General features: G+C 62.0%; 12 protein-coding genes. 4 read left to right on the forward strand and 8 right to left on the reverse strand.

All coding sequences use genetic code 11. From position 1 onward, the window contains the following. Positions 1–83: 83 nt before the first annotated feature. The 3 genes from AXK11_RS06300 to AXK11_RS06310 all read left to right on the forward strand — a co-directional run bounded on the left by AXK11_RS06300 (position 84) and on the right by AXK11_RS06310 (position 2802). The gene (locus AXK11_RS06300; protein WP_068630420.1) at positions 84–986 is read left to right on the forward strand and encodes a tetratricopeptide repeat protein; all 903 of its coding nucleotides are present in this window, start codon (positions 84–86) and stop codon (positions 984–986) included. A 41-nt stretch (positions 987–1027) separates the two neighbouring features. Next, positions 1028–1870: an ABC transporter ATP-binding protein gene (locus AXK11_RS06305; RefSeq protein ID WP_082780972.1), complete on the forward strand. Its 843-nt coding sequence runs from the start codon at positions 1028–1030 to the stop codon at positions 1868–1870. A 143-nt stretch (positions 1871–2013) separates the two neighbouring features. Next, on the forward strand, positions 2014–2802 hold the full coding sequence (locus AXK11_RS06310) for an ABC transporter permease (RefSeq protein WP_068630422.1): 789 nt from the start codon (positions 2014–2016) through the stop codon (positions 2800–2802). 350 nt (positions 2803–3152) lie between these two features. On the opposite strand, the gene AXK11_RS06315 is transcribed toward AXK11_RS06310, so the two are convergent. The 3 genes from AXK11_RS06315 to AXK11_RS06325 form a co-directional block, all read right to left on the reverse strand. Then, positions 3153–4667, reverse strand: a complete 1515-nt coding sequence (locus AXK11_RS06315; protein WP_068630424.1) for a UDP-N-acetylmuramate--L-alanine ligase — start codon at positions 4665–4667, stop codon at positions 3153–3155. A 179-nt stretch (positions 4668–4846) separates the two neighbouring features. Continuing rightward, the gene (locus tag AXK11_RS06320) at positions 4847–5764 is read right to left on the reverse strand and encodes a glycoside hydrolase family 16 protein (protein WP_068630427.1); all 918 of its coding nucleotides are present in this window, start codon (positions 5762–5764) and stop codon (positions 4847–4849) included. Between the two features lie 327 nt (positions 5765–6091). Next, positions 6092–9031: a TonB-dependent siderophore receptor gene (locus tag AXK11_RS06325; RefSeq protein ID WP_068630429.1), complete on the reverse strand. Its 2940-nt coding sequence runs from the start codon at positions 9029–9031 to the stop codon at positions 6092–6094. Between the two features lie 287 nt (positions 9032–9318). Here AXK11_RS06325 and AXK11_RS06330 point away from each other — a divergent pair, with 287 nt between their 5' ends. Next, entirely contained in the window at positions 9319–10422 is a 1104-nt protein-coding gene (locus tag AXK11_RS06330) for a LacI family DNA-binding transcriptional regulator (RefSeq protein WP_068630430.1), read from the forward strand. Positions 10423–10475: 53 nt separating this feature from the next. Here AXK11_RS06330 and AXK11_RS06335 read toward each other — a convergent pair whose 3' ends face one another. The 5 genes from AXK11_RS06335 to AXK11_RS06355 form a co-directional block, all read right to left on the reverse strand. Further along, positions 10476–11984: an ArnT family glycosyltransferase gene (locus AXK11_RS06335; RefSeq protein WP_068630432.1), complete on the reverse strand. Its 1509-nt coding sequence runs from the start codon at positions 11982–11984 to the stop codon at positions 10476–10478. A gap of 109 nt (positions 11985–12093) precedes the next feature. Then, positions 12094–14094: a bifunctional ADP-dependent NAD(P)H-hydrate dehydratase/NAD(P)H-hydrate epimerase gene (locus AXK11_RS06340; protein WP_156469231.1), complete on the reverse strand. Its 2001-nt coding sequence runs from the start codon at positions 14092–14094 to the stop codon at positions 12094–12096. A gap of 185 nt (positions 14095–14279) precedes the next feature. Then, positions 14280–14885, reverse strand: a complete 606-nt coding sequence (locus AXK11_RS06345; protein ID WP_068630435.1) for a hypothetical protein — start codon at positions 14883–14885, stop codon at positions 14280–14282. Beyond that, entirely contained in the window at positions 14885–15343 is a 459-nt protein-coding gene (gene acpS / locus AXK11_RS06350; protein WP_082780974.1) for a holo-ACP synthase, read from the reverse strand. Before acpS ends, AXK11_RS06345 begins: the two co-directional genes overlap by 1 nt. Beyond that, on the reverse strand, positions 15340–16260 hold the full coding sequence (locus tag AXK11_RS06355) for a pyridoxine 5'-phosphate synthase (RefSeq protein ID WP_231865780.1): 921 nt from the start codon (positions 16258–16260) through the stop codon (positions 15340–15342). The genes acpS and AXK11_RS06355 overlap by 4 nt, the downstream gene beginning before the upstream one ends. Positions 16261–16274 lie beyond the last annotated feature (14 nt).

The raw sequence follows: 16274 nt of genomic DNA on the forward strand, positions 1-16274 counted from the left end.
CACGCGCAGTGGAGCCTTCCAGCCGCGCGGGTGCCTTTCGGGGTTGTTTGCCTGCAGTTACGTTGCGCAGGCTTTGCCGCGATATGACTCGCTCCCCTTTCGCTGCCCATTTTGCCGCCCGCCTTTGCGGGTTGCTGCTCGGCCTCGCGGCTTTTGTTCCGTTTTTGCACGCCGCCGATTCAGCCGAATTTCAAAAGGCGCGGGCGCTCTTTTTATCGCAGCGTTATCCTGAGTCGCGCGCTGCCTTTGAAGCGCTTGACCGCAGCAGCGAGCCCAACAATCCGCGCATCCACTATTACCTCGGTCGCATCGCCATGAAGCGCGGCGACGAGAAGGCCGCCATCACGCACTTCAGCCGCGCGACCGAGCTCGATCCGGCGAACTCTGGCTACTTCGCCGAGCTCGGCGGGGCCTACGCCGCCGCTATCGACAAGGCCTCGCTTTTTGAAAAGCCCGGCCTCGCGAGAAAAATCCGCGCCGCACTTGAGCACGCCGTTGAGCTCGACCCCGAGAATCTCGAAGCCCGCATCGGCTTGGTCGATTACTACCGCCAGGCCCCCAGTTTTTTAGGCGGCGGCATGGCGAAGGCCCAAGCCCAAGCGGAGGAAGTTCGCGCCCGCGATTTTGACCGCGGCACACACGCGCTCGCACGGCTCCTCGTTCGCCAAAAACGTTTCGCCGACGCTATCGATGCCTACGAGCAGCTCCTCGGCCAGAGCCCCGACAACTACCGCGCGCACTACGCCATTGGCCACCTGGCCGCCGAGCACCGGGTCGAGCTTGAGCGCGGCACCCGGCACTTGCGGGCCTGCCTCGACCAACAGCCGCGCGCCGATGAGCCCAACCACGCCGAAGTGCACTGGCGGCTCGGCCAAATCGCCGAAGCCCGGGGCGACACTGCCGCCGCACGTGCGGCCTACGAAGCTGCCGTCGCGCTCGCTCCCGGTTTCTTCCAGGCGCGCGAAGCACTCGACAGATTAAAGTAAAAGGAAACAAGCGGTTGAGAGTGATGTCATAACCCAAGGACATGAGCCCTGCTTCAGCCGAGGCGGCCAAAGACAAGGCCGCGACTCCGCCTCACCGACTAAAAGAGGCCGCTGCCCTTACGCTGCGCGGCGTGACCAAGTGCTACGGCGACGGCCCGCCCGTCCTCGACTCGATCAACCTCAGCGCACGTGCGGGCGAAGTGCTCAGCCTGATCGGCCCGAGCGGCTGCGGAAAATCCACGCTCCTGCGCCTCATCGCCGGCCTCATCCCGCTGACCCGCGGCACGCTCGAAATCGCTTCTCACGCTGAAGTCGGCTTCATCTTTCAGGAGCCCACGCTGCTGCCCTGGCTCAACGTTGCCGACAACGTCGCCCTCCCCCGAAAGCTCAAATCCGCGCCGCGCGGCACCACCCGTGCCACGCCCCCGTCCACCGCGCCAATTCTCCCGAGCACCGACACGCGGGAACTCCTCGCCCGCGTAAAACTCAGCGCGCGCGCGCGCGCCTATCCACACGAGCTCTCCGGCGGCCAAAAGATGCGCGTCTCAATCGCGCGCGCCCTGACGCTCAACCCGCAACTGCTGCTCCTCGACGAGCCCTTTGGCGCGCTCGACGAGATGACCCGCGAGCACCTCCAAGAAGAGCTGCTCGCCCTCCACGCTGCGCAGGCCTGGTGTGCGATCTTCGTCACCCACTCCGTCGCCGAGGCCGTTTTTCTCTCCGACCGCGTGTTCGTCATGAGTGCCGCGCCCGGGCGGCTCGCCCACGAAGTCGCCATCAACCTGCCCCGGCTGCGCAATGCCGATACGCGGCTGAGCCCCGCCTACCAGGCCCAGGTCACCCACGTCTCGCGCCTGCTGCGCAGCGTCGAGCAACAGGCCTGAGCCACACGCGCAAATACAGCGCCGCCCAGACGACACGCACCGCCCGCGCCCGCCGACCTCCCCCCCCACCGCAGCAACGCCGCCTCCGCCACTCGCCCCTATTTCCTCAAGGGTTGCCCTCGCCACGCCAATCAACTCGCCCAATGCCCACCCGATTTCGCAATATCCTCGCCCCCGCTGCGACTTGCCCCGTCGTAATCGCCCTTTGGTACACGCTGTGGCACCTGCTCGCGCCCACGCAACGCTTCCTGCTCCCGCTGCCGCACGAGATCCTCGCCGCCCTGCGCGATAACTTCGCGATCCTCGCTCATGCGATTCTCAACACCACCAAGGGCGCGCTCCTCGGCTTCACGCTCGCCGTCGCCCTCAGCCTGCTAAGCGCAGTGCTGCTGTCGCTCTCGCGGCTCATCCGCGCGAGCCTCTACCCCTACATGATGGTGCTCCAGATGACGCCGATCCTCATCATGGCGCCGATCCTCGTCCTGTGGGTCGGCCCGGGGCTGCCCAGCGTCGTCGTGATCACCTTCATGATGTGCTTCTTCCCGCTCGTAGTAAACACGACCCAGGGGCTCATCTCCACCGACCGCGGACTCGTTGAGCTCTTCAAACTCTACCGCGCCACCAAATGGCAAACGCTCTTCCGGCTCCGGCTCCCCGGAGCGCTCCCGTACTTTTTCACTGGCCTGCGCATCGCCGCGATTCTCGCCCCCATCGGGGCGCTCGTGGGCGACTACACCGCCGGCAGCTCCGTAAACGGCGGCAGCGGACTCGGCTTCCAAGCCGTCATCTTCAGCGGCCAAGGCAAGTACGCCGCACTCTTCGCCACCGCCGGGCTCACCTGCCTGCTCGGCTTTCTCTTCGCCACCGCCGTCATCAGCCTGAGCTGGCTGTGCCTGCACAAGTGGCACGACTCCTACCACCAGCACCACTAGAGCCTTCGCTCAACCGATTGACGAGGAATGGCCCCACTACGCGTGGGGCGGTGGCGGGTCGCCACGTGCCATTCAATTTGCGATTTTGCCCGTGCGCTGCGCGCCCAAGCAAAATCGCAAATTTAACGGAAGCTCCCCTGTCGCATTGCGACAGGGAGGAAACTCAAAACGCGAATGGAGCCTATTGGGGAGAGATGAAGCGATTTACCGGTGAATCACCGACTAATGATTGGGACCTTTCTACTGTGCGGCTTGTTCGTCGGGCGGAACGCCCGACAGCAAGCCGCACAGTAAATGGGTGCAGGCACTGCCTGCCGCCCCACGCGCAGTGGGAGGAGTCTTCGACTCTTTCACTGGACGGCGCAGCAACGGCTCGCCTTCGCGGCCTCGACGAAGTCGGCAATGATCCCGTCAAAAGACCCGCTGGTGAAAAACGCGAGCAAGCGCGGCCCACCCGTTTCGGCGCGCGTTGCGGTTAACGGGTTGGGCGACGAGTCCAGCAGCTCGGCCTTCATCCGCGCGAGCAGCTCCGCATTCGCCGCTGCCGTCTGTGCGCGAACGCCCTTTGCTGCGAGCTCGGCAATCACCCGCGCCGTATCAAAACGCGCTTCGCCTGCGATCCGCGACTCCGCCACCGCACCGAGGTAAACGCCATCGGCCTGGGCCAGTGCGGCGATAAACCCATCGAGCAGCACGCTCGTTCGCGCCGTGTTACTGCGCGGCTCAAACGCGGCGTAAACCGCATGCTCCGGATAGCGCGCCCGCAGCGAGCGCAGCGTCTCCCCCAGTGCAGTCGGATGGTGACCGAAGTCTTCAATCACCTTGAGCGCGGGCAAGTTCACGCGCAGCTCCTGCCGCCGCCTCACTCCGCGGAAGCGCGTGAGTGGCGAAAGGTCGAGCCGCGCAGGCGAGTCCGGCACCGTGGCGAGTGCGGCCGCCGTCGCCGCCATCGCTGCATTGCGCGCGTTAAACAAGCCCGGCTGCGCCCAATGCACGCGCTGCCCCCACGGCGCCCCCTTCCACAAAAGCGAAAACTGCGCGCCCGCTGCATCTTCCTCGAAATCCACGATCCGCACCTCGCAGCTCGCGCACTGCCCCACGCGCACGACTCGCGTCCACGGCATCGGCCCCAGTGCGGCGAGGTTCTCGTCGTCCCCGTTGAGCACTACCCAACCGCTGCGCGGCACCAGCCGCGTGAGGTGCCTAAAACTGCGCTGCACATCCGCCAAATCGCGAAAGATATCCGCATGGTCGAACTCCAGATTACCCAGCACTGCGACCTGCGGCGCGTAGTGGACGAACTTGCTGCGCTTGTCGAAAAACGCGCTATCGTACTCGTCGCCCTCGATCACAAACGGCGCCCCTGCACTGCCGAGATGCTGGCCCACAGGCGGATCGAGCGGCACGCCGCCGATCAAGAAACCCGGATCGAATTCGCCCACGCATGTCTCCGCACGCTCGCGCTTCCCCGCTGCTTGCCCGCGCAGCAAAAATGCGGTCAGTGCCGTCGTCGTCGTCTTCCCATGCGTGCCGCAGATGACAACCGGCCGCCGCCCCTTCAGGATAAACTCCGCCAGCCACGCGGGCAACGACGTGTAAGCCAGCTTCCGCGTATCGAGCAGCCACTCCACCTCGGGGTTTCCGCGCGACTGCGCGTTGCCGACGACCACGAGATCGGGTGCCAGCCCTTCCAGACGCGCCGCATCGTAGCCCTCGTAAATGGGGATGCCCGCCTCGCGCAGCACCTCGCTCATCGGCGGATAAATGCCCGCATCGCTGCCCAACACCTCGTGGCCGCTGGCACGCGCGAGCAACGCAGCATTCCCCATCGCCGTCCCACAAATCCCCATGAAGTAAATCCTCATCGCACAGAGGCTCCACCACTCCCCCGCCCAAGACCAGCCCGCAAAGCACCACTGCACGTGGGGGCTTCGACTCTTTCATTATGCGCGCGGCTCGCCCTCCCGCCTGGCCGCGTGTCTTCGACCCGTTTCATCTGCCGATGCCCCTCGCTGACGGCTCGTCAATCAATTGACAGATTCAACTAATCTTGGGCCGCGTAAACGCGCACGTAGTCGATGCGGTACTCCTGAGGGAATTCGGTTGTGTCATCGGGGTAGCCGGGCCACTTGCCGCCGACGGCGAGGTTGAGCAGGAGGAAGTGCGGCGTCTCGTCGAAAACCCAGTGTGCTCCTTCTGGCAGCTCGGACTCATCTACGACGTGATAACGCAGGCCGTCGCAAAACCACTCGATCCGCCCGGGCCGCCACTCGACGGCAAAGACGTGATACGCGCTGCTGAAATCCGCCACGATGCTCTCTCCTGAATCGCCTTCGGGCGACTGCCCGCCCATTGCGGCATGCCTCACCGATCCGGTGAGTGAATCGATGCCCGAATATCCCGGGCCGTGCAGGCTTCCATAAACGCGCTCCGGTTCGTGGCCGAGTAACTCCATGACGTCGATTTCGCCGCAGTGTGGCCAGCCGTGCTCGGCCTCATTTTCGCCCAGCATCCAGAAGGCCGGCCAGATGCCTTGCCCTTTGGGAACTTTGAGTCGCGCTTCGATTCGCCCAAATTTCACTGCGAATTTTCCGCGCGTAGTAATCCGCGCCGAGGTCGTGCGCCCAACCTCATCGCGCAGCGCACGGATGACTAATACCCGTCCGTCGCCGGCTTCGGGATCGGCGGCGACAAGGGAATTTTCGCGCGAGTCGGTATAGCACTGGAGCTCTGCATTTCCCCAACCCGAGTCGCCCAAGGCATAAGTCCAACGACTTTCATCCGGCCCCGAGCCCACAGGCTGATCAAACTCGTCGTGCCAAAGAAGCGCACCCCACTTTGCCGGAGTCGCTGTGGAATCGGTCGCGCGCGCAGACACGGCGCACACCGCGCAGAGGATTGCGAGCAGCGGAAGCGCGAGCCTATGAGCGGCGGCGGCGCGGCGGAAATCAATCGAGAGCATCGGAAGTGTGGAGGGGATAGATGGGGCTATCGGGATAAGACTTTGGGAAAAGCAGCAGGAGCAGGTTCAGGAGCGCGACTCCGGGGCAGCTTCGCTGCGAACAAACAGAGCGGAGCACGATCAAGCGGGCCTCGCCTGCGCAGCCTCGGGGATTCGCAGGCGCCAGCGGTTTCAGAGGCTGGCGACTTCGGGCGCCTCTCACAGGCAGAGTTTCCGCGCCCGTTTTTCGCGCGTGGAAAACTCGACCTGTGAGGAAAACTGCGAAACCGAAAAAATCGCCCGAACGGGTAAGCCCCACCCGTCGGGGCCACCCCCTCCCGGGCAGGCTCAGAAATTAAGCCCGACTTCGAGCCGCACACTGCGACCCGGCGCGTAGATCAGGCCGTAGAGGTCGCGGTCGTCTTGCAGGTTGTAGATGTTGAGCTGTGCGTAGGCTTGACGCTGCGCGATCTCGAAGGGGTATCGCAGCATCAGGTCGAGGTTGAGCCGCGCCTTGTGTTTTAGGGTGATCAGCTTGCCGTCCTTGTTGGTCTGTTTTTGACCCGCGACGGAGATGCCCGAGAAGTACTCGCGCTCGGACTCCCACTGGCCACCGAAGCCGATTTCGAGGCCTTTTAGCGGGCCTGCCCAAGTGCCGACTTTGTAGTGCGACCACAGGCTCAGCGAGTGCTTCGGTGTGTCGTCGCGACTCTGGCCCGCGCCCCAGCCGATGCCCGTCCAGGTCGAAGTGTCGCTCGGGTCGGTGTAGACTTCCTCAATCGGATAGCCGGTGAGCCCCCACTGGCCGTCGGGGTAAAACCACGGCGCCCAGCGGTTTTCGGGGTGTGGGTATTTGATGAATTTCCCCGGATGGGTGATCACGCGCTTGGTGTGCGCGTAGGTCACGATGAACTGGAGGTTGTCGGTGGGCGTGATCAGGATCTGCGCGTCCCAGCCCTCCGACTGGTCTTGCTGCTGCACGTAGGACTGCACGCCGCCGCCGTCGCCGCGGTCTTCCCAGCCATTGTTCGTGTGTTCGTCGCTCGTGAACAGCCAGCCGGCCCAGCCGCCGATCTCCTGGCTGACACGGATCACTTCGTCGAGGTAGGCCGCGCCCTCCGCCTGCGAAGCGTTGACGTACCAGGTGGGCACGCCGCCGGTCGTGCGCTGGTAAATCGCGCCGCTGGCGACCGCCGCGTTCCACTGCGAAATCGCCAGGTCCATCGCGCCATTTCCGCCGTTGCTCACGCCGGTGACGCTCGCGGGGCTGTAGTCGCTAAGGTTGTAGATGATCGGCCGCGTGGAGTCGAAGTTGCCCTTGAGTGTAGGCATCCACCATTGGCCGAAGGGCACGCCCGAGCGCTTGATCTTGAACTTGCTGATCGTCCCCGAGATGCGGCCATTCGCCAGCTCGACCTTGAGGCCGATCTCCTTGCTCTTGGCGACCGTCGGCCCGAGCGGATCGCCCGCTGCGTCGCGCAGACCGTCGAAGTTGGGCTGGATGCCGCTGGCGCGCAGCGCGTACACGCTGAGCTGCGGCGTGAGCTCAAGCATCGCGCCAAACTGGTCGGTCGTGTCGCGCATGGCCGGGCGGCGCGCGAAGCTCTCGCTGGCCGTCGGGTGGTAGACGGTGCTGCCGACGGCGTTTTCGTTTCTGTCGCTGCGCACGCCGCCGACGAGGATCAAGCGGTCGTCCAGAAACTTCCCTTGATACACGGCGTAGTCACCGGTGTTGCGTGCGGTGCTGTCGGTGCGGTTGATCGCGACCATCGGCACGTCGGCGGAGCCATCGCCCTGCCGCCCGAAGCGGATGTAGGAAGTGTCGGTCGGGCTCTTGTAATTATACGTGTTGTCGGCGCTGCGGGTCAGCGCGGTCTTGCGCACGGCCTTTTCGGTCGAGCGGCCAAAGAGGAAGCTGTTGCGCATCGCCAGCCACTTGCGCTCCTCGAAGAGGTTGAGCGCATAGTTGAGCTCTACGCGCACCTGGTCGCGAGTGGACCGCTCGGTCAGGTCGCTCCACTGGTATTGGAAAATCGTGTTGGGGCTTTGGCCGAGGGCGAACTCTGCGCCGTTGGCCACATCGAGCGGAAGCACCGTGATCGTGTCGCGCAAGTCCACGGGGCCCACGTTTTGGCGCATCGTACCGTTCACGTCGCGCACGTCGAAATCGACCCGCGAGTGGTTGTAGCCCGCGAGCAGGTTCAGGTTGCGCGCGAGCTCCTGGGAGCCCTGCACGCGCAGGTTAAATTGATCGGAGTCGCGGTACGTGTCTGGCCCCGACCAGCGAAACCGGCGCGGGTCTTTCCCCGCAAACTGCACGAAGCCTGCGTTCTGGAGCCGATCCGCCTGACCGATCCCATCGACATCCGAGCGCGCACGCACGCTCTGGAAACCGAGCCCTTTTTCGCGCGACTCGCCAAACTCCAGATCGACCAACAGGTCGGTCTTCGCAAAGGGCTTCCACTCAAAACTGGGCGAGGCAAACCAGTGCTCCTCATCGTAGAGCTCCGTCTGGTTTCCCGTGTTTTGCCAAGCACCCGTCAAGCGATAGCCCAGCGTGCCGGAGCCGCCGAGCGGTGCCGTCGTGTCGACCCAGGCTCGTTTGAAATCGTGGCTCCCGTAGGCCGCGCCGACCTGTGTCTCTGCGGTGTCGAGGTTTGGCGTTTTCGGCAGGTAGTTTACGATCCCGCCGAAGTTGCCGATCCCGTACAGCAAGGCCGCCGGGCCGCGGATCACCTCGATACGCCCGATGTTGACCGAATCCGTCGCACTCTGGCGGCGGTACCCGTCGCGCAACACCACATCGGTGATGTAGCCGCGGATCTTGAAAGTCGATTGCGTCTTGTTCGCCGTCGCGCCCTCCGGATTGTGCACGCCGCCCGCGCCGTAAAACGCGTTGGCGCCTTGGTCGTTTTGCGACTGGAGGATGATCCCCGAGCTATAGCGCAAGCTCTGCCGCAAATCGCTGGAGCCCGTGTCGCGCAAAAACGACTCGGTGATCACCTCGATCGGCATCGGTAACTCACGGATCGGCGTGTCGAGTCGTGTGCCCGAAATACTGTTCGTCGCGCGGTACCCCTTGTCCGCGCTCGTGCTCACCGTAAACGGAGACAGCACGAACGCCTCATCCGAAAGGCCGATGCGCGGGCTCTCCAGCTCGGCGGCCACTTGATCGGCCAACGTGGAGGAAGTCTCTTGGGCAAAAATCGCCGAGCTCAGCGGCGAGAAAATCAGGCTCCCTGCAAACGCCAAAAGCGCAGCACGGCCTACGATCAGAGGAGGCGTCATAACGAAGTAAGGGTGGTTGCTGTTTCGAGGGGGGGGGTAGGGAGGCGCCATCCCTTCATGAGGGTCGGCACCTTGGCCTCAAAATCCCAATCTCACTTCGTTGCGGTCAACCGAAAGCCAGCCTTTTTGTTGCATTAAAAATAGGGATTTATTTTTATATAACTTATTATTAATTAATATTTTGATAAAATTTAAATTCGTTAAATTACGAATAACATACGCAATTTTTCATTTTTGTTGCATTAAATTTCAGGCAACAAAATCTCAAGGTACAGTCACTCAACACTATGTCCCCAAAGCTCAACCAGGCCCTCCTTGCCGAACGGCTGAAACTCTCGCGAGCGACCATTTCGCGCAGCCTCGCTGACCACCCCGCAATCAGCCTGGAGACCCGCCAACGCGTCAAAGAACTCGCCGCCGAGCTCGGCTACCAGCTCTCGGATGCGCGACTCGCCGCCCGCGCAGAACGATTGGCCTCGCACGGCAACCGCCCGACACGCGGAGGCCGGGCGGATAAAGCGAGCGGATCAAGCCGCGAAGCCGGACTTACGGTCGGCGCGCTCATCGGGATTCCCGATCATCCCACGAGCATGACCGTTTACTCGCAAATCGTGAAAGGGCTGCGCGCCCGCGCCCAAGTCGAGCGCGTCACTCTCGACCTGTGTTACCAGCCTCCCGAAGAGCTCGACGTCGGGCGCATCCGCCAAGGCGCCATGAGCCAGATCCGCAACAACGCGTGGCGCGGCGCACTCCTCATCCACCCCTTCCCTGCCCAAACAGTTGCAGCACTCAGACGACGCCTCCCGCTCGTCTCCATTCTGGAGCGCTATGCGCAGACCGAGCTGGACATCATTGATGTCGATGACGCACCCGCGATCGCTCAGCTTGTCCGCCTCCTCGCCGAGGCCGGGCACAGCCGTATCGGCTTCGTTTCGTGGACTTACCCCGTTGCGGGTGGCTGGATCGCGCGCCGCTTCAGCGGCTATGTAGAAGCCCTCTTTTCACTCGGGCTGGAGTTTCGCCCCAAGTGGGTGCTCAACGTGCACCAAACCGCTGCGCCACTCGCCCCCCGCGCCGTCAGCGACCGCGTTGCCCAGCTTTTGGAAAAAGATCACGTCAGCGCCTGGGTCTGCGCCGCCGACCACCAAGCCTACGGCCTCATCTCCGACCTAAGCGAACGAGGCCTGCGCGTCCCGCAAGACTGCGCCGTAACTGGCTTCGACGGCCTCGCCCCACCCGCAGGGCTGCCTCAAGTCACCTCAATGGCTGTCCCCCACGAGCAAATCGGCGCCGCTGCCTTGACCCGCCTCGTCAACCGTATCGCCAACCCACTTTCCCCCTACAGAAAAACCCTCGTCGACCCACAGCCCATCCCCGGGCGTACAATCTAAACCGCAGTGATAACTGCCCCAGGACGCTAACTGCTCAACCCGGCCCAGTCAGCTCAATCTGACGTACGAAAATTCGTTAACACATAAATATCCTCCTTAGGATACTCCAAGAACACATCCTTTTTATAAGGATTCAGAAACTCTCGCCAAGGATCGGAAAGCCCATCTTTCATTTCCTCTAGAGGCTCAAACTCTCGTGAGAAGAGGATATAAAAGTCAATATCAGCGTATGAAACGGCACCTGCGCCCTCTCCCAAGACATGGACATAGGAGTAATTACAGCTATTCACATAGTACTCCACAACCTTACCTAGTACCGTGGAGCACACCAAGTTAACTGTTCGCCCTGTGCGCCGCCCCTCTTCGTTTACCTTCTCCAATATCTGACGAGTATGGGCTTCATAGTCCCAGACTCCAACTTTGTAAAAATTGGCATTCAAGGTGAAATTGATACCACAAGCCAGCACCAATAAAGAAATAACACCCCCTCTTAGATATCCCCCGAGGTCATTTAAACAAAAACAAAAAAGAATTACCAAAAGGGGATACAAGAACAAGGCCACTCGATCAATCGGATACCGAGCCCCAGCCAAATAATATGCCGCCACAATCGTCACTACTAAAAAAGTGGTTAGGCCAACGAAGACATTCCTTAAAGAAATCCACTCTCTTTTGAAGAAAAGTGCCGCCGATACCGTCACTCCCAGAGATAAAAGAAGAAAATTCAGGGCGAGATACACATTAGACTCATTACCTAAAGAGCCCAAGCTATATTTAGCCAATGAAAACAGAGTATCATTATAAAAATCGTGCACACCCCCGTAGTATAGCTGTCCGTACTTATGAAGGCGAAAAACGACAGGAAGGATAAAACAAAGAAATATCGCACCCACGGAACAACTAATCCCTAGCCCCTTTTTTAAAGAAGCTGCGTCTTTCCTGAAAACTGGCACCAGATTTAAAATAAAGGTCAAGGCCAGAAAAAAGTAGAGCATGGAAAATACGCTAACAGCAGACAGTCCTGCTAAAAAAATGCTGGCCAAAAACTTACGAACAGAAGGAGACTTAAAATCCTCTGAGGCAAAATAAAGCGAACCCATCATGAACGCAATCGACAGGCCATAGCCTCGCGCTAATCCGAAAAACTCCAATAAAAAAGGATTAGCGAGGGCCAACACAAAGAGCCCAATCCCCACAGCCGTGGATAAATTCCGAAGGGCTATCTTGTATAAAAAATAAGCATAAAAGGCGAATGAGATCACATTAGGTAGCCGCGCCCAGAACAGGGACACATTGCCAATGTAAAAAAAAGACTTCACCAATAGAGTATTTAAAACATGATTATTCGCATGGCGACTCCCCCTATTTATTAAAATATCCCAAAATTGCCATTTCTCAGCAGTTTCAATGGTCATCACCTCATCATAAACAGCGCCCACATGTAAAGCCCTGATCACTATATAACCCAAAAACAAGGCCCCTATCACTACGTAGGTGATCTGTACCCTCCACGGGCTATTCGCAACAGCACTTTTACCAGAAAACGGAGAGGAAGTAGTCATTTATTTAGTTTGAGTGTCCGATGGACTTTTTCGCTGCCAGTCAAAAGCCAAATGGCTGGTCATCGTAAAAAGAGGCGACTGTCCCAAAACCCACTTTGGCGAGGACATTTTATGAAAAAAATGTCTTATTTTGCCTTAGTGCATCCCCCAAATGATTGAGGAGCTGGACGGTGTGGGTGGTTTCCGGGTTTTGGGAGAAGGAGAGGGTTTCGGCGGTGAGGCCGTGCCAAGCTAAAGCGCGGCAGGTTGCCTGGAGGCAGTTTTCCTCGGGTCGTTTTGCGAGCTGAGTCCCAATCATCCCCGCCAGCAGGTCTCCACTCCCTCCCCGGGCCAGCACGGGGTCGCCAAAGAGACTGTAGATGATCACTGGTTCACCGTGCGCAAAATCGGTACGATCACTTGGGGGAGTAAAGCCGCGGAGGGCGCTCACCTCACCCGCAACAGGCACGGTTTCACTGCCCGGGCTCTCGCGAGAGCTACGAGGGCGGCCTGACTCCACCGGCATGGAGGCACTGTACAGACTCTGGTTGAAGCTGCTCAAGTGGCGTTCACTCGGGCAGTGTTCAGCTGCCGCACCCACTGCGCTGCCGTCACAAATCCGCGTTACTGGCCCTTTTAAAACGACGATTGCCCCTGCGCGGCTCGCAAACTCGCGCAGGTGAGCATCGGTCGGCTCGGTGCCTGCGATGCGCCTAAACTCGCCCGCATGCGGAGTGAGGATCAGCGGGCTTTTCGCGTTTTTAATCAGCTCAGATTGGAGTGCATCGGCATCAAGCAGGAGCGGAAGCACTGGGCCGTACGCTTTCACGAGCTCAGTCACGAGGGTTTGGGTCTCACGCTCGCGGCCAATGCCCGGACCGATCACTAGCGACGCTCCGCCCGCCGACCGACTGCCAACCGCTCGCTCAATGCGCTCCCGCAATAAATACTGCCCTTCCAGCGCAAGGCCGCCGCGTTCCGTCTCCGGCCAGCCTACCCAAATGGCCTCCGGCACTTGCGCGGCAAAGCTCGGCACGAGCGACTCGGGCACGAAGCCCGTCACCAGCCCCGCACCGCTGCGCAGGGCTGCGAGCACACACATGAGGGCCGCGCCCGGATACTCGCGCGAACCAGCCAGCACAAACACGTGCCCCTCGCGCCCTTTGTGCGTCTGCGGATCGCGCCACGCACGCAGTGGGGCCAGCACCGCCTCGGTAAGGACGCAATCTCCTGCCAGCGACGCCCCACTCGGAAGCGGCGGAAACGACTCGCGCTTGAAAAAGCCGAGGTCGAGGTAGCGAAGGCGCCCTGCTTCGCGGCGGCCCAAGACCTCGCGTTTCACCGATCCGGTCGCGTAGGTGAAATCTGCCCGGAAAACCGGCCCCGCGACATCTCCGCCAGCGACCTGTGCCGCCGGAAGATCGGTATGCGGTGCGGCATCGACAGGCGGCGATTGCCGCGAACCCTCCGTCGCCGACGCCCTAAGCCCGCTGGGTAGATCGACAGCGGCACGCAGATCAATCGGAAGCGCATTGACCGCAGCTACGGCAGCCACTGCGCGCGCATCCATAGGTGGTCGAAATCGAAACCCGAACACGCCATCCAGGCACAGCGTGTAGCGCACCTGCGCATTCACTCGTGTCGATAAATCGCGCGCCGAAATCGGCCTGACCCGATCCGGGAAGCGACTCTGTAGCGTCGCCCAAGCCCGCCAAGCGAGCGGCCGCAACGCGCGCAGACCATGTACCAAAAACACCTCCGCGTGCGCTGTAGGCTGCTCGGCCAAAATCGCCTCCGCCGCGATCAGAGCGTCGCCGCCGTTGTGCCCCTTGCCTGCGAGAACGAGAAGCCGCGGTTTCTGTCTGACTTGGGGCCCCAAGCCGGTGAGGTCACGCCACACTGCTTGTGCGACGGCACGGCCGGCCGCCTGCATCGCTGCCCACTCGCATTTCTTATCCCCCGCAAAAAGCCGCCTTTCAAACTCCGCCGCCTGCGCCGCCGAAAGAATCGGATGCGCCCAGCCTGTGAGCAGAGTTGCAAGCTCCCGGTTTGTGCACGAGACATTGGCCTCGGACGAGGATACGGGAGGCACCGCCGCTACTGCTTCTCCGGAGCGAGGTATTCGCTTCATGGAGAGAGGAAGAGGCGCCTCCACCATCCGTGCCAAAACAAAAGAGAAACGGGCTTTTTCTCCGGCGCATCGTCGCCGAGTGCAGCCCAGCGGTGAGCGGGGGCCGCAGATGAGATCAAGCTCCGCGCTATTGCGGTGAGCGAGGAATGGTTGAGCCGAGTCTGACGGTGGGTGACGGCCCCCTGTTAGGGAAAGGCGGGCTGGGGGGCGGGTGGGGCTTCGTTTTTGGGCGGGGAGAGTTGGCGGATCGATTCCTGGATGGCGCCCCAGGTTTCTTCGTCTCGCTGGCGCAGCCAGGCTTTGCGCAGGGCGTCGGGCTCGGTGAAGAGCAGCGGCGCGCTCGCACTCACTCCGCGCGTGAGCAGGGGCCGCGTAAGCGCGGGGATCGAGCGATAGTAAAACACGATGCCCTCGCCTGCGGCCCCCATTGCGCGCCGCACTTCGTAAAGCCGCGTGTATTGCCCCGACTCGCTATCCCAGAGCGCAACTTCCGTCGTATCGTCGTCCCACACGGCGTATTGCTGCCACTCGGCAAACACGGCCTCCAGCAGCGTGAAGTCGGCCTCTTGCCGAGCGGCCATCGGCACGGGCGAATGCGAGTTTTCCTCGGCGGGCACGTAAATGATCTGCGGCTCGGGTTGGCGGCGAGGCAGCGAGAAGACGAAAACCGCCCCGATAACAAAGCCCAACATGATCCAGGACGGCGTCTTCGAAAGATGCTTGGGCGAGGGCGGCCGTTCGTTGCCGTCGCCGACGCCGCGCGGCGGATCATCATCAAACGCGGTGTCCATCACTCGCCCCCCTGTTCTCGCTGCACAATCGCGGCGACGGCCATCGCGTGCGTCTCTGTATGCGAAAGGCTGAGCAACACATCGGTGCCGCCCACTGCGCGCAGCAGGGCCGCACCCTTTTCGTCGAGCCGCACGAGCGGTTCACCGCGCGCGCCGTGATAAACGCCCACGGAAGTCCAGCCCAGCTCGGCGCCGATCCCGGTAGTAAATGCTTTCGCCACCGCCTCCTTGGCCGCCCAGCGCACCGCGTAGTGTTTGTGCGGATACTTCAGCGCAGCGCAGTACGCCCGCTCTTCTTCGGTAAAGGTGCGCGCCAAAAAACGCTCTGCGTGCCGCTCAATCGCCCGCGCGATCCGCGACACCTCGACGAGATCGCAACCCAGCCCGACCAAGCGGCCGCCCCGCCCGCCCGCCGGAAGGGAAAACCCAAAAGAAGCTGCAGGCAGCCGCGCACTCATGCCCGCGCCTCCTCGCCCTCGGCCTCGGCGGAGACAGCGCGCGGCCCGCTTGCGCCATCGCTTGACTTTTCAGGAGTGAGGACACGCCCCTCGCGTGTGCTGCGCAACTCGCCCGCCGGATTCATCAGCGCGCGCATTTCGCGCACGGCCTCGGCCAGCCCCACCCAGAGCGCGCGGCTGATGATACTGTGGCCGATATTGAGCTCATGCAGATGCGGCAGCGTCCGCACTTCGGCGATGTTCACGTAGTTTATCCCGTGTCCCGCGTTCACGCGCAGCCCGGCCGCGTGCGCGCGCTCGGCGCCTTCGCGCAGCCGCACAAACTCAGCCGCCCGCGCCGCGGGCTCGTAGTACGCGTTCGCGTAAGCTCCGGTGTGCAGCTCGACCCAAGGCGCGCCGAGCTCGGCTGCCAGGTCGATCTGCACGACGTCCGGATCGATAAAAAGACTCGCCGCAATCCCCGCCTCGTTCATCGCCGAGACGACCTCGCGCACGCGCTCAAACTGGCCCGCCACATTGAGCCCGCCCTCGGTCGTCACCTCCTCGCGCGACTCCGGCACGAGACACACCGAGTCGGGCCGCAGCTCCAGCGCGATTTTCACCATCTCCGGCGTGCAAGCCATCTCCAGGTTCAGCCGCGTGGCGATCCTCGCGCGCAGTTCGGCGATATCCGCATCCTGCATATGACGGCGATCCTCGCGCAAATGCGCCGTGATGCCGTCGGCCCCCACCGCCTCGGCCGCGAGCGCCAGCGAAACGGGGTCGGGCTCGACGAGTGCGCGCGCCGCGCTCGCCGCATTCGCACTACGGTAGCGCGCCTGCCGCAGCGTCGCACAGTGGTCAATATTGAGGCCAAGAAGGATCATGATTGCCGCCCAAGCTACGCGAGCGATCCGCGCACTGGGAACCGTAAACACGCGCAGGCTTGTGT

Source organism: Cephaloticoccus primus (genome assembly GCF_001580015.1).
GTDB classification, from domain to species: Bacteria; Verrucomicrobiota; Verrucomicrobiia; order Opitutales; family Opitutaceae; genus Cephaloticoccus; species Cephaloticoccus primus.

Excerpts from the sequence above, each read along its gene's own strand:
- AXK11_RS06300 (WP_068630420.1), top strand. The coding sequence starts at position 84 with ATGACTCGCTCCCCTTTCGCTGCCCATTTTGCCGCCCGCCTTTGCGGG.
- AXK11_RS06320 (WP_068630427.1), bottom strand. The coding sequence starts at position 5,764 with ATGCTCTCGATTGATTTCCGCCGCGCCGCCGCCGCTCATAGGCTCGCG.
- AXK11_RS06340 (WP_156469231.1), bottom strand. The coding sequence starts at position 14,094 with ATGAAGCGAATACCTCGCTCCGGAGAAGCAGTAGCGGCGGTGCCTCCC.
- acpS (WP_082780974.1), bottom strand. The coding sequence starts at position 15,343 with ATGAGTGCGCGGCTGCCTGCAGCTTCTTTTGGGTTTTCCCTTCCGGCG.
- AXK11_RS06310 (WP_068630422.1), top strand. The coding sequence starts at position 2,014 with ATGCCCACCCGATTTCGCAATATCCTCGCCCCCGCTGCGACTTGCCCC.
- AXK11_RS06305 (WP_082780972.1), top strand. The coding sequence starts at position 1,028 with ATGAGCCCTGCTTCAGCCGAGGCGGCCAAAGACAAGGCCGCGACTCCG.
- AXK11_RS06325 (WP_068630429.1), bottom strand. The coding sequence starts at position 9,031 with ATGACGCCTCCTCTGATCGTAGGCCGTGCTGCGCTTTTGGCGTTTGCA.
- AXK11_RS06330 (WP_068630430.1), top strand. The coding sequence starts at position 9,319 with ATGTCCCCAAAGCTCAACCAGGCCCTCCTTGCCGAACGGCTGAAACTC.
- AXK11_RS06335 (WP_068630432.1), bottom strand. The coding sequence starts at position 11,984 with ATGACTACTTCCTCTCCGTTTTCTGGTAAAAGTGCTGTTGCGAATAGC.
- AXK11_RS06345 (WP_068630435.1), bottom strand. The coding sequence starts at position 14,885 with ATGGACACCGCGTTTGATGATGATCCGCCGCGCGGCGTCGGCGACGGC.
- AXK11_RS06315 (WP_068630424.1), bottom strand. The coding sequence starts at position 4,667 with ATGAGGATTTACTTCATGGGGATTTGTGGGACGGCGATGGGGAATGCT.